This is a genomic window from uncultured Pontibacter sp. (genome assembly GCF_947495565.1).
Taxonomy (GTDB): domain Bacteria; phylum Bacteroidota; class Bacteroidia; order Cytophagales; family Hymenobacteraceae; genus Pontibacter.
Genome location: NZ_CANLZM010000006.1, coordinates 1 through 12779 on the forward strand (window position 1 = coordinate 1; position 12779 = coordinate 12779).

The following is a 12779-nucleotide window of genomic DNA, read 5'->3' on the forward strand; positions in this document are numbered from 1 at the left end:
AAAAACATCGCTAAATTAGACCTAGGACCTGAAGAGTTAGGCTTCACAATGGCCTGAGAAATAAACGTTAGTCAGGATTATAACCTGTTAAAACCTCACAAGCAAACTGAAACGAAAAACAGCTTAAGGCGTGACAGCAGCTGCCGGTATTTTGATTTGCCCTGGTTATACTTCCCTAAACACGTAGCAGCCTATTTTCTCCGGGTGATCCTGTATCAGATCGGTGGCATTGGCATGGCGCAGCATCCAGAGCACGAGCAGATCGCCGGAGGCCGCAACAGAGAAGAAAAGTCCAAACAAAAACAGCAGCAGATTACCTGTTAAGATACCTGCCCCTGCAGGCAGTAACCCCATCACCAGGCCAGGCATTATGCCACCAAGTATGTAGGCGTGCAGCGGCAGTACTTCCTGGCAATGGCAGTATGGGGTAAGGTAACGCCAATGCACGCCATAGCTGATAGATTTTACCCCACGTTTGCAGAAAACAGACCAGGTAAGGCCGTGTAACAGCTCGTGCACCACAGCCCCCAACACAAACACCAGGAGCATCAGAAACGGATAAAACAGGGTATAAACACCATGCTCCCGCACAAACCCTCCCACTGCGCTGTAGCTGAACTGCTCCGGCCACAACAGCACGTAGGGCACTATGTATAGCACCAGAATGGGCAGCATAAACACCAGCGCCTTCACGTTAGCCTCGGCTGCGGTGAGGGTGCGTTCTGTTTTTTCGTACTGCTGTTGCTGCATGTATACTTTTTAAGAAATTTAGGCTTGCAGGCAATCAAATTTCTGACGCTGCACTGCCTGGCTGTGGCTATGAAAGTATGATTAACGCTTTGACTTCTGTTTAGCCTTTCTGCCTGTTGATTTTCCTGCTTTCTCGAACCAGATAGCGTTCAGGCTAAACTCGCCGCTGTCTGCCCGCACGCGTAGGGTATTTTTGCCCTGCGCAAGCGGCACATGAGCTATTTCTATTGTCTCCCAGTTCTGCTCTCCGCCTGTAACCGGAACAACTGTTGTGGCGGCAAGTATGGCGCCGTTGTTCGAGACGCTAATTTTTCCGCCTGTTCCTGCAGCCGCCACCTGCACCAGAAGTTTATACCTTCCTTTCTGAGGCACATTTACCGTATACTGCAGCCACTCCCCTTCTTCAAAATTGCTCACGTAATACCCATCAGAACCTGTTTTGATATCCACACCATCGTTACGGTAAGCATGGCCCCTGTTCCAGAGCGTGCGCTCGCTGCCTAAAGAGATGTGATAATTGGCTGTATCCTTATCAAAGTAGGCAAAACCGTTACGGCCTAGGTCATAGTTCACCGCTTTTATAGTAGTACCGGCTGCAACAGCATGAGCTGCAAAAGGCTTGGTGGCAGTAGTTTGCACTTGCCTAAACATGGCATCCACCACATCTTGATGGTACATGCAGTTTTCCAGTTTGGTGTTTTGCGCTTGATGCATCAGAGCTTTGTACGCTTCGTCGGCTGCTGGCTTTTCCCCTTTGCCTTTCCAATAATCCAGGATTTTCTGATAGCCTGGGGCTACCTTTACCTCAAGCGGATTGTTGAAGCCCATTTTCTTGAGTGGCCACCAGCTCCAGCCAATGCCGTTTTTTTCAGCCAGGCTGATTGCTTGCGTAAACCAGACATTAGAGTTCTCACCGGTCTCTCCTAACCAAAGCGGCACGTTATACTTATCGCGCAGGTTCAGGGAGCCTTGTATGGATTCCTGATCGTTGTAGTTCCAGTATTTATGGAAGCTGAGCACCACGTTATCATCCCAGGTAGGCAGCACACCCTTGTAGTTGTTGCCCCAGCAGTTGCCTTCTATAATGATCATGTGTTGCTGATCCACCTCCCGTATGGCTTGGGTAATCTCCACCATCAGCTGGCGGAGTGGCCCGTTCTGCTCTTCGCTACAGCCGTTTTTATCATTCGGGTCGGTAAAGCCCCAGTTCGGTTCGTTAATGATGTCGTAAGCCCCAATCCAAGGTTCATCTTTGTAGCGCTCTGCCAGTTTCCGCCACAGCGCAATAGTTTTCTGCTGATTTTCCTCGCTTTCCCATAAAAACGGCTTATTCGGGTCGCCGTCAGAGATATTGAGGTCGTTACCCTGGCCACCGGGTGCCGCATGCAGGTCCAGGATGAGGTACATGTTGTTTGCCTTGCACCAGGCCAGCAGGCTATCCGTCATGGCAAAACCTTGATTTAACCACGTGTTCTGACCTTTTACCGGCTCCTGCTCTACCGGCAAGGTATAAAGGTTGTAGTGCATGGGCAGGCGCACAGAATTAAAGCCCCAGGCGGCCATCGAGTCGATATCAATTTTGCGGGTGTGGTTGGCAAGCCAGGCGCTGTAAAACTCGTTTGTTTTTTCCGGGCCGATCAGCTCCTCAATCTTAGCCTTCAGCGCGTGCTGCTGCCCGGCCACATCGCCTGTGCGCATCATGTATCCCTCCTGCAGCATCCAGCCACCTAAACCCATACCCCGCAGTATCACCTCCTCGCCGCTTCCGTTCATTATTTTCTTTCCGTCAGCTTTCAAAAATCCCTGGGCATGCGCTTGAGTTATACTGAGGTAGCCCATTAGCAGAGCCAGCAGCCCTATTCGCTTCAGTAGTTGTTTTGCCATAGTACATGCAGCTGAAGAGTTCATCATTGTTTTATCAGTTTGAAAGTATAAGTTAGCTAAATCCTATGTTTTACCACAGAAATCTTTACCTATGATGCATATGCTGCAGCAGCCTTTTCGGTTGTTTATACTTGTACAAGCTTCTGAAGATCGCTGAGGCGCTCAATCTGCTCTACCTCTGCCTGCACCTCCCCGAAGCCGTACCGGGCAAGTATGAACGGCACGCCTGCCTGAACGCTGGCGCTGTAGTCGCCTTGGGTATCGCCGATGTATACCGGTTGCTGCAGGTTGTGGCGCTGCACCACCGCCCTGATGTTTTCGCTTTTGGGCAAACGCTGGTCGCCGTAGCAGGCAACGTCCGTAAAGTATGGCTGCAGATCAAAGTACTGCAAAAACGTCTCGATATACCCGCTCTGGCAGTTGCTCACGATAAACAGTTTATACTTTGGCTGCAGCAATTCCAGTGTTTCCTGAAGCTGCGGATACAATTCTCCTCCCTTTTGCTGCAGATACTCTAGCTCTATTCTGGCTGCTGTTGCCTGCAGTTGCTTCCGCTGCTCCAGGTTCAGGTTCGGGAAAAGCTTCTGATAAATGGCATCGTACTGCATGCCTGCAATGTTGCGGATATCTTCTCGGGTAAGGGTAAGGTCAACAAAATCGAACTGAGCGGCGGCGGCATTCCAGGCATCGGCAATGGTTTGGGTGGAGTCCCAGAGGGTGCCGTCGAGGTCGAAGATAAGGCTGTCATATTGGATTGTATGGTTCATTTAACTGTTTCCGTTAACGTATGGGTTTAGCTGCAAGGTACCCTATTATTGCGAATTAAGTTGTGCAGAACCCCATCTTGCCTCCCTCCAGATTAGCCAGAGCAGGCCTTTTGAGCCAGTAATACTTTTATAATGAACAACGCAGTTAATGCCGCTAGCTTTAAGTCTTTTCCTAAAGTATACAGATTGGATGGACGTTCTAAAATCTAGTTTAAAGTAAAAACGCTATATTTGTTTTACACCGAAAACTTAGGAAACGTGTCTGTTATACTTGATATTAACCAACTTAGCAAGCGCTACGGCAGCATACAAGCCGTAGACAGACTGACGCTGCAGGTGGAGCAGGGCAGCATCTATGGTTTGCTTGGCCCCAACGGAAGCGGCAAAACCACCACACTCGGTATGGTGCTGGATGTTATTCGCCCTACCTCAGGCAGCTTTGCGTGGTTTGGCCAAGCTATAGCACGCGCCACCAAACACCAGATCGGTGCCCTGCTCGAAACACCGAACTTCTACCCTTACCTCACCGCCCGCCGCAACCTGGAAATTTCCGCTGAGATAAAAGGCGCCGACCCGAAACGAATTGCACAAGTACTGAAACTGGTTGGCCTGTCGCAGCGGTCTCATACTACTTTTAAAGGCTTTTCGCTGGGCATGAAACAGCGTTTGGCGCTGGCGTCTGCCTTGCTGAACGACCCTGAGGTGCTGGTGCTGGATGAGCCGACAAACGGCCTGGACCCCGAAGGCATTGCCGAAGTGCGGGAACTTATACTTCAGATTGCCGCTCAGGGTAAAACAATTATACTTGCCAGCCACCTGCTTGATGAGGTGGAAAAAGTATGCACGCATGTAGCGGTGCTGCAACAGGGCGTGCTGCGTGCGCAAGGGCGCGTAGATACCATACTTTCAGCTAAAGACCAAATCATCATCAGTGCCGAAAACATAGCCCAAGCGATGGAAGTGCTTAAACAACTGCCTTTTGTAGAGAGTTACCAGCCGGAGCGCGAAGTGATACACCTGACCTTACGCGAAGGCTATAGCAGCACCGATATAAACAAAGCCATGTTTGAGGCCGGTGTGGTACTGCAACAGCTAACCATCCGCCGCAAAAGCCTGGAAGCACAGTTTCTGGAAATTATCAAAACCCAAGTCTGATGAACTTACTCCGCATAGAACTAAACAAGCTGCTGCCCTACAAAACAGTCTGGGCTATACTTTCGATATTTGTGGTGCTGCTACTGCTTGTGCTTTATGCTGGCAGCAATATCTCCATTAACGGGCAGGAACTTGGAAAGCAAATGTACAACCTGCCTGATTTCTGGCAAACGCTGGTTTACATCGCCAGCTTCTTTAACCTGCTTTTTGGTGTGCTCCTGATTGTGCTGGTGGCTGATGAATATAATTTCCGGACGTTGCGCCAACAGGTTATAGATGGCCTCTCCAGAGCAGAGTTGGTGCTGGCTAAGTTTTATGTTATACTTGGCTTAGGCGTTTTTGCTACGATTTTTCTCCTGGTGCTGGGTTTATACTTTGGCCTGCTGCATGGGCAGAACCATACCTTTGACGCTGTATTCGGGCAGATAGACCGCCTCTCCTATTACTTTGTACAAGCCGTAGGTTATATGGCTTTGGCCTTGCTATTTGGGATTGTTATTAAGAGGAGTGGCCTAGCAATTATCGCCTACATTGCCTACGCGCAGATAGTGGAGCCTATTCTTCACTTCCGTTTACCTGATGCTGTAGACAAGTTTATGCCGATGAAAGTGCTCAAGACCCTTACTCCTATGCCTGGCCAGGATATGCTGGACCAACTCACCACCCCCACAGAGCTGCTGTCGTTGCCTTGGGCAGCTGCGGTTTCTGTAGCTTATATCGGTGTGTTTTGCCTCCTGAGTTATTATATGCTTAAGCTACGCGATTTATAGGTTTACAGCAGCGAGTTGTAGTAGTTGACAATGGCTATTACCTGGTGCGGCTTTTCGTAGCTCAGCTTCCGCTCCCGGACAAATTTCTTCACCTCTTTAGATTTATTACCGAACAGCTGATGCAGATCTTTGCGCACATTCCGTAAGGTTACAATTTCCCCGTCTGGCAGCATAACGTAATACAGCCCCTTAATCTGATCCATCCACTCGCTTCCCGGCACATACAGATCAGAGTTGTGTGCAGAGTTATAGGCATAGAGCGGCGACGTGCGCGATACGTCCTTGTGGGTATACTCTTCGCGCATAATTAAAGTATAACGCCCTTGGTTTAGCTGCTCAAAAAATGTAGGCTTTTTAAAGTTCGAATAGGCTTTGCCAAGGTTCCACATCAACGACCTGAAAGTATAAGCCCTCCCGCTAGGCTCCTCCTGGGCAATAAAATATTGTACATTCACAGGAGCGAAGCAGCTCTTTGTTCCGTCATCATGCAAAACACTGACGACATCCTGCGTACGGTAAAAAGTTATCGGCCCGTAGATGGTATCGCCCGAAGTTAGTACAACTTTGCCTGAAGGCCATTCCTGGATATCAACAGCAGGTCTGTACTGCCCTTCTACCGGATTAGGCAGCAGGCAAATTACCAGACAGAAACAAATGAGGCATGTAATTAAATAAATATTATTTTTCATAGCTTCAGCAACAATTTTAATACAATTCAAAAACCCAAAAATCAATAAGCAGCGCATCTACACGCTCATTATCAACCTCTTATATAATTTGTATGATTTTCCGGGAGAAAAGTTGCCTTATTGCCTCAAGCAAATAGGCCGGAAACTAAAAAACCTGCACAAGTAGCGTTTGGCTTCCTATGCAGGTCTCAGAGAAGTAAATAAGTATCTGTTTACTTGTTGATCGTCAGATTCTTCAGGATCTCGTGGCCAAGCTTGTCGCGCTTGGTAGTAAGGTATTTCTGGTTGTGCTCATTTGGCACTACCTCAATCGGCACTCGCTCCACTACTTCCAGTCCGTAGCCCATCAGGCCGGTACGTTTGCGTGGGTTGTTAGAGATCAGACGCATCTTAGTTACACCCAGGTCGCGCAGAATCTGTGCTCCTACGCCGTAGTCGCGCTCATCCATGCCAAAACCCAACTCCAGGTTAGCCTCTACAGTATCCAACCCCTGCTCCTGCAGCTTGTAAGCCTTCAGCTTGTTAATCAGTCCGATGCCGCGGCCTTCCTGGTTCATGTATACTACTACGCCTTTGCCTTCTTTCTCTACCATGCGCATAGCCTCGTGCAGCTGTGGGCCACAGTCGCAACGGCAGGAGCCGAAAATATCACCTGTAACGCAGGAGGAATGTACTCGCACCAATACCGGCTCGTCTTCCTCCCAGGTTCCTTTTACCAGAGCCAGATGTTTGGCACCATTGCTGCGCTGCGTGAAAGCGTAAAGGTCAAATACACCGAAATCAGTTGGCATCTGCACCACAATCTCGCGGTCTATCAGGCTTTCCTCCTTCAGGCGGTAAGCAATCAGGTCTTTAATTGAGATCAGCTTCAGGTTAAAGCGCTCGGCTACTTTTACCAGGTCCGGCACGCGGGCCATGGTACCGTCTTCGTTCATGATCTCCACCAGCACACCGGCAGGCGCCAGACCTGCTAAGCGGGCAAGATCTACGGAAGCCTCGGTGTGTCCTGCACGGCGCAACACACCTTCTTTCTTAGCTTTTAGCGGGAAAATATGCCCCGGCTTGCCCAGCGAGTGCGGATCTGTGGTAGGGTCTACCAGCGCATAAATTGTTTTGGCGCGGTCTGATGCTGAGATACCAGTGGTGCAGCCGTGCCCAATCAGGTCTACCGACACAGTGAACGGAGTAGCGTGCAGCGCCGTGTTTCGGCCAACCATCAGCTCCAGCCCCAGTTCATCGCAGCGCTCCTCGGTAAGTGGCGCGCAAATAAGGCCACGGCCATGGGTAGCCATAAAGTTTACAATCTCCGGCGTGATTTTTTCGGCGGCGCAAACAAAGTCGCCTTCATTCTCGCGGTCATCATCATCTACCACAATCACTACCTTGCCTTGGCGTATATCTTCAATGGCAGCCTCGATTGAATCGAGCTTTATTGACTCATTTGGATTATTTTCCATGTATTTATGTATATCAAAAGGCAGCGCAGCTTACTGTCTGTTTAACTAAAACAGAAGCTTTTTACCTCTTTATCAGAACTACAAAAACAGCCACATTGTTCATTTAAGGCTTAGGCCTCTTTTATCAATAATGAACTTCTAGTACTAAGCAAAGGTAGAAAATAGCCTTCTATTAAAGAAACATTATCTATTTTCACCTCTTCGTCTTTGTAGTACCTAAAACCAACCGCAGTGAAGTGTTCTGTTGTAGTAGCTTGTTATAATAACCCAGACCTAGTATTAGAAACGCTAGATTCTATCAAGACACAGACATACCAAAACTGGGAGCTGGTACTGGTAGAGGACTGCTCTACAGACCATACTTTAGAGGTGTTACGCCAGTATGTAGCGCAGCAGAACTTAGAGGATAGATGTAAGCTTATAGCCTTACCTGAAAACCATGGGGTTAGCTTTGCCAAAGGTACGGGAGTCCGGCACAGCAAGGGAGAAATTATTGTGATCTGTGACCATGACGATGCGCTGGCTCCAAATGCTTTAGAGGAAGTAGTTAAAGCGCATCAGGCTTACCCAAAGGCTAGTATTGTATACACACAGCGCTATAACTGTGACTCTCAACTGCATCCGCTGGAGATAGCAGCTTGTAGCCAGGTAGTATACTCCGATATTCTGGAAGATCAAATCAGCCACTTGCTTACCTATAAGCGCACTTGCTATAACCAAACCCTGGGCTACGATCCGTTTTTTAAACTTGCCGATGACCGAGACATCATATACAAACTCGAGGAAGTAGGCGATGTTATACTTTTAGAGAAGCCGCTATACTACTTCCGGGTTAGTGACAGAGGTGTTTCGCAGGGGTATGAAGGCTTTAATAAGTCGAGAGATGAGAAACTGATTGCCGCACTAAATGCCGTTGAGCGCCGCAAAAGTTCCATGGTAAAGCAGATCACACCAAAGGAACTGGCAAAGTATTTAGCAGAGCATTACCTCCTGCAGGCTGAAGGGTATATTTTGATGAACAAGCCGCTCTCAACGTCTTTTTCAACTTCTCTTTTAAAAGCTTTCTATTACAGACCTGGATCAAACCTAAAGAGAAAGCTAAAAGCAATTCTGCTGCTTAGCAGAATTAAGCGTAAGCTTCAGAAGCTTCTTAAAACACCACAATCCCCAGCATATCACCAATCTGCTTGTGAAGCTTCTTCAAATTCATAACTGCCATTAGCCGGTTTATCTGCTCCTGCGGGTCTGTCACGACTTTCAACTTCAGCGCCTCTTCATCAATCATCAGTTTAAGGTACACAAACTTGAGGCGGAGCACTGCACGCTCGGTTCCGTAAGGCAGCAAGTCGGTTTCATGCGGAACATAGATCTGGTGCGTAGCCCAGTTCGGGCTTAGCTCATAAGGGTCTGAGAGCAGATTTGTGGCCTCTGTTCGTATTTCCTGGTCTGGATAATTAATAAAGTCATCTGCCACAGGCACTACACCTTGGTTCAGTTTTTCGGTTACCAGCTCTACAAACCGGGCATACAGCGGCGAGCGGAACTCAATATCCTCTAGTTGCTCCAGCATATACTGGCAGGTGGTGAGGCCGTCATCCAGCAGCCGATCCGGGTAATTAAGCAACATACGCACAATCTCCCGCTCATAGCGCTGCAGCACATCGGCATCCGAGGCTGGCTTTTCGGGCTCCTCCTCCGGCATTGGTGGCGCGAACGCAAAATCAGGCTCAGCCCCACCCCCTCTAGGCTGCTGCTGCTGTTGCTGCCGCCCCTGCAGGTGCATTTTGTTGTATTCCGATATCAGTACCTGCTCATCAATATCAAAAATCAGGCTGCAGCTACGGAAGAATACCGTACGTTTAATGGCATCCGGAATCCTTGAAATAGAAGCCACCACCTCTTTTATGGCTTCAGCCTTTTTTACCGGGTTGCCCGCAGCCTCTTTTGCAAAGAGGCTGGTTTTAAATGAGATAAAGTCCTGCGAATACTCCTTCAGGTAAGTTTTAAAAGCCGTGTCGCCAACTTTGTGGATGTATGAATCGGGGTCCTCGCCTTCCGGAAAAGTTACTACGTTCACGTTCAGGCCAAGCTCCAAAATCAGGTCGATCCCGCGCAAAGAGGCTTTTATACCTGCCGCATCACCGTCGTAGAGTACTGTAATGTTCTCGGTATAGCGCGAAATCAGCTTAATCTGCCCTTCGGTAAGCGAGGTTCCTGAGGAGGCCACCACGTTTTCGATGCCGCCCTGGTTCAGAGAGAGCACATCTAGGTAGCCTTCCACCATGTAACACATGTCCTGCATGCGCATGGCCTGCTTCGCCTGGTACAACCCATAAAGAACGTTGCTCTTATGGTAGATATCAGACTCCGGCGAGTTGAGATATTTCGGGCTTTTCTTGTCGTTGGATTTAAGCGTACGGGCACCAAAACCCACCACGCGCCCCGATACGTTATGGATCGGGAACATAACACGGCCCCGGAAGCGATCATACTTTTTGCCGTCTTCCTTTACAATTGTCAGGCCGGTTGCCTCCAGGTACTTCTGCTGATAACCCGCTTTAAGGGCGGTATCGGTCAGGTCAGTCCATTCGTCCAGGCTGTAGCCCAGCTCAAACTTTTTAATGGTATTGCCGCTTAGCCCGCGTTGCTTCAGGTAAGATTGCCCGATGCTACCCTGCTCGTGGCTGGTGAGGCGCTGCTGAAAGTGCTTGGCGGCAAAGTCTGACACAATGAACAGGCTGTCGCGCTCGCTTTGCTCCCGGGCATACTCTGGGTCGTGCTGCTCCTCGGGTATCTCGATGCTATACTTTTTGGCCAGGTACTTAATGGCCTCCGGAAAGCTCGTGCCCTCCACATCCATGATAAATTGCACCGAGTTGCCGGCCTTTCCGCAGCCAAAGCACTTGTAAATGCCTTTTGCCGGCGAAACTGAGAAAGATGGCGATTTTTCGTGATGGAACGGGCAGCAGGCCCACATGTTCTGCCCCTTTTTCTTGAGCGACACAAAATCACCGACCACCTCCGTAATATCGGCATGGTTTAGTACTTGGTCAACTATTTCTTTAGGGATGAGGGACATAGGCAAAAGTAAAAGCGGATGGCAAAGATAAGGGTTTCCGATTGAATTATAGATGCGTGAATGAGTTCTCATTGCTCTATCGCTGGCGCGGGCTTATAGCCCGCGCTTTTTTACTTCTGTTTTTCTTCAATTCGAAACAAACTATACTTAATGGCCTTTGTTCATCCTCAGTCTTACAAACCTATTGTTTCATTTCTGGCTATGGCTCCCTCCAGGCGGGGTAGGGCCTCTCTTTAAGGGAGGCCTTGTCTTCCCGCATCGCGCTGGGAGCTTTTCCTGCCGGAGGTAGGGGTGGTTGGATAACCAAGGCTGACGGAACTTTTCCAAAGTGCCCCTTCGAAGGGGGCAGGGGGATGACAGTCGTTCCCGAGTAATTCTCTTTCTAAGATTACAGAAAAAGTAGACTCAGTGTTGAACAAACCTCTCTCGCATTTCCAAAGTCCTACTACTCCTTCAGCAGCTTCTGGTACAGCCGATAATTCTCCTCATCAAAACAAACAAAAATCACCTGTTTTATACTTGTTTGGTACTCCTGCAAGTATGATTTTACGGCCTCCACTGCTACTTTGGCCGCTCTGTCTTTGGGGTAGCCGTACACTCCTGTGCTAATGTTAGGGAAGGCTATACTTTCCACGTTATTCTCTTCTGCCAAATTCAGGCTGTTTCGGTAGCAGTTAGCCAGCAACTCCGGTTCCCCTTTGCTCCCGCCGTTCCAAACCAGGCCGACCGTATGAATGACATACTTGGCAGGCAGCTTACCGGCTGTTGTTATAACAGCCTCTCCGGTGGGGCAGCCGCCCTGCCGCGCCCTAATTTGCGTGCACTCCTCCAGAATGATCGGTCCGCCGGCACGGTGAATGGCGCCGTCTACGCCTCCTCCACCTAACAAACTGCTGTTAGCGGCGTTTACCACAGCATCTACCTGCACCCTGGCAATATCGTCTTGCTGCACTTCAATCGTTGTGTTTCCCATCGTTTATACTTGTTCGGATACAATCTAACCTTATTTCTACACCCTAAAACTATTCCCCCGCCATACTTGTTGCACTGTATACGCTTTGCCTTTTCAGGAGGAATATTTTGTTTGTATCTTTGCAGGGCAATTGCAATTAACACTATGGCTATCACAAAAGAAGATATATTAAAAGCCCTCAGCTATGTGGAGGAGCCGGATCTGGGCAAAGACCTGGTGACGCTTAACATGATTGAGGATGTGCAGGTGGATGGCAAGAACGTGAGCTTCACGGTTATACTTACCACCCCGGCTTGCCCGCTCAAAGACCTGATTCGCAATGCCTGCGTTACCGCCATCCATACGATGGTGGACAAAGAAGCGGACGTAACCGTGAACATGACCTCGCGTGTTACTTCTGGCCGTGGCGATACCTCTGAGGTGCTGCGCGGCGTGAAGAATATCATTGCGGTAGCATCTGGTAAAGGCGGCGTAGGCAAATCTACTGTTACCTCTAATCTGGCTATTGCCTTGGCCGCAACCGGTGCGCGTGTGGGTTTGATTGATGCAGACATCTCCGGCCCTTCTATCCCTACTATGTTTGGTGTGGAGCAGGAGCGCCCGTATATGGTGCAGGGAGATCATGGCAAAAACTACATCCAGCCGGTAGAAAAATATGGTGTAAAGATGATGTCGATCGGGTTTCTGACACCAGCCGATGGCGCTGTGGTTTGGAGAGGGCCGATGGCCAGCTCCGCGTTGCGCCAGTTTATCTCTGATGTAGACTGGGGTGAGTTAGACTACCTGCTGCTGGACCTGCCTCCGGGCACATCAGACATTCATCTTACCATGGTGCAGGCGCTGCCGGTAACGGGAGCGGTAATTGTAACCACGCCGCAAAAAGTAGCTTTGGCTGATGCTGTGCGTGGCCTGCAGATGTTCCGACAGCCGCAGATTAACGTGCCGGTGTTGGGTGTTGTAGAAAATATGGCGTACTTTACACCAGCCGAGCTCCCGGAAAACAAATACTATATTTTCGGGCAAGGCGGTGGCCAGTCGCTAGCCGACAAGTATGAAGTATCCCTGCTAGGCCAGGTGCCTCTCGTGCAGAGCATCCGCGAAAGCGGCGATGAAGGCTCTCCTATTGTGTTGCAGAACGATTCTCCGGCAAGCGGTGTTTTCAAAGAGTTGGCTCAGTCCGTGGCCCAACAAGTATCGCTGCGCAATGCTACATTGGGCAAAACAAAACCAGTAGAAATTAAAAGCTAAAAAATTA

General features: G+C 49.3%; 11 protein-coding genes. 4 read left to right on the plus strand and 7 right to left on the minus strand.

Annotated elements, in window-relative coordinates; translation table 11 throughout:
- Positions 1-165 precede the first annotated feature (165 nt).
- The 3 genes from Q1B04_RS09115 to Q1B04_RS09125 all read right to left on the minus strand — a co-directional run bounded on the left by Q1B04_RS09115 (position 166) and on the right by Q1B04_RS09125 (position 3401).
- A complete protein-coding gene (locus Q1B04_RS09115) occupies positions 166-750 on the minus strand; it encodes a DUF3267 domain-containing protein (RefSeq protein ID WP_299758362.1) in 585 nt (194 codons plus the stop codon).
- 81 nt (positions 751-831) lie between these two features.
- A complete protein-coding gene (locus Q1B04_RS09120) occupies positions 832-2634 on the minus strand; it encodes a cellulase family glycosylhydrolase (RefSeq protein WP_299758365.1) in 1803 nt (600 codons plus the stop codon).
- A 125-nt stretch (positions 2635-2759) separates the two neighbouring features.
- Complete coding sequence (locus tag Q1B04_RS09125; RefSeq protein WP_299758368.1) at positions 2760-3401, minus strand: HAD family hydrolase; 642 nt, start codon at positions 3399-3401, stop codon at positions 2760-2762.
- 231 nt (positions 3402-3632) lie between these two features.
- Here Q1B04_RS09125 and Q1B04_RS09130 point away from each other — a divergent pair, with 231 nt between their 5' ends.
- Complete coding sequence (locus tag Q1B04_RS09130; RefSeq protein ID WP_299758371.1) at positions 3633-4556, plus strand: ATP-binding cassette domain-containing protein; 924 nt, start codon at positions 3633-3635, stop codon at positions 4554-4556.
- Positions 4556-5326, plus strand: coding sequence for an ABC transporter permease subunit (locus Q1B04_RS09135; RefSeq protein ID WP_299758373.1), 771 nt, complete (start codon positions 4556-4558; stop codon positions 5324-5326). The genes Q1B04_RS09130 and Q1B04_RS09135 overlap by 1 nt, the downstream gene beginning before the upstream one ends.
- 2 nt (positions 5327-5328) lie before the next feature.
- Here the strand turns inward: Q1B04_RS09135 and Q1B04_RS09140 are convergent, their stop codons facing one another.
- Positions 5329-6015: a hypothetical protein gene (locus Q1B04_RS09140; RefSeq protein ID WP_299758376.1), complete on the minus strand. Its 687-nt coding sequence runs from the start codon at positions 6013-6015 to the stop codon at positions 5329-5331.
- Between the two features lie 212 nt (positions 6016-6227).
- Positions 6228-7472: a bifunctional 3,4-dihydroxy-2-butanone-4-phosphate synthase/GTP cyclohydrolase II gene (locus tag Q1B04_RS09145; protein WP_299758379.1), complete on the minus strand. Its 1245-nt coding sequence runs from the start codon at positions 7470-7472 to the stop codon at positions 6228-6230.
- A 231-nt stretch (positions 7473-7703) separates the two neighbouring features.
- Here Q1B04_RS09145 and Q1B04_RS09150 point away from each other — a divergent pair, with 231 nt between their 5' ends.
- On the plus strand, positions 7704-8684 hold the full coding sequence (locus Q1B04_RS09150; protein ID WP_299758394.1) for a glycosyltransferase: 981 nt from the start codon (positions 7704-7706) through the stop codon (positions 8682-8684).
- Here Q1B04_RS09150 and dnaG read toward each other — a convergent pair.
- On the minus strand, positions 8623-10551 hold the full coding sequence (gene dnaG, locus Q1B04_RS09155) for a DNA primase (RefSeq protein WP_299758396.1): 1929 nt from the start codon (positions 10549-10551) through the stop codon (positions 8623-8625). The two genes, Q1B04_RS09150 and dnaG, sit on opposite strands and share 62 nt — an antisense overlap.
- Before the next feature lie 445 nt (positions 10552-10996).
- Positions 10997-11524 carry an O-acetyl-ADP-ribose deacetylase gene (locus Q1B04_RS09160; RefSeq protein ID WP_299758398.1) on the minus strand — a complete coding sequence of 176 codons (528 nt, stop codon included), beginning with the start codon at positions 11522-11524 and terminating at the stop codon, positions 10997-10999.
- 144 nt (positions 11525-11668) lie between these two features.
- Here Q1B04_RS09160 and Q1B04_RS09165 point away from each other — a divergent pair, with 144 nt between their 5' ends.
- The gene (locus tag Q1B04_RS09165; protein ID WP_299758400.1) at positions 11669-12772 is read left to right on the plus strand and encodes an Mrp/NBP35 family ATP-binding protein; all 1104 of its coding nucleotides are present in this window, start codon (positions 11669-11671) and stop codon (positions 12770-12772) included.
- The last annotated feature ends 7 nt before the right edge of the window (positions 12773-12779 follow it).

Coding starts and splice junctions, on each gene's coding strand:
- Q1B04_RS09115 (WP_299758362.1), bottom strand. CDS start 750: ATGCAGCAACAGCAGTACGAAAAAACAGAACGCACCCTCACCGCAGCC.
- Q1B04_RS09120 (WP_299758365.1), bottom strand. CDS start 2,634: ATGGCAAAACAACTACTGAAGCGAATAGGGCTGCTGGCTCTGCTAATG.
- Q1B04_RS09125 (WP_299758368.1), bottom strand. CDS start 3,401: ATGAACCATACAATCCAATATGACAGCCTTATCTTCGACCTCGACGGC.
- Q1B04_RS09135 (WP_299758373.1), top strand. CDS start 4,556: ATGAACTTACTCCGCATAGAACTAAACAAGCTGCTGCCCTACAAAACA.
- Q1B04_RS09140 (WP_299758376.1), bottom strand. CDS start 6,015: ATGAAAAATAATATTTATTTAATTACATGCCTCATTTGTTTCTGTCTG.
- Q1B04_RS09145 (WP_299758379.1), bottom strand. CDS start 7,472: ATGGAAAATAATCCAAATGAGTCAATAAAGCTCGATTCAATCGAGGCT.
- dnaG (WP_299758396.1), bottom strand. CDS start 10,551: ATGTCCCTCATCCCTAAAGAAATAGTTGACCAAGTACTAAACCATGCC.
- Q1B04_RS09160 (WP_299758398.1), bottom strand. CDS start 11,524: ATGGGAAACACAACGATTGAAGTGCAGCAAGACGATATTGCCAGGGTG.
- Q1B04_RS09165 (WP_299758400.1), top strand. CDS start 11,669: ATGGCTATCACAAAAGAAGATATATTAAAAGCCCTCAGCTATGTGGAG.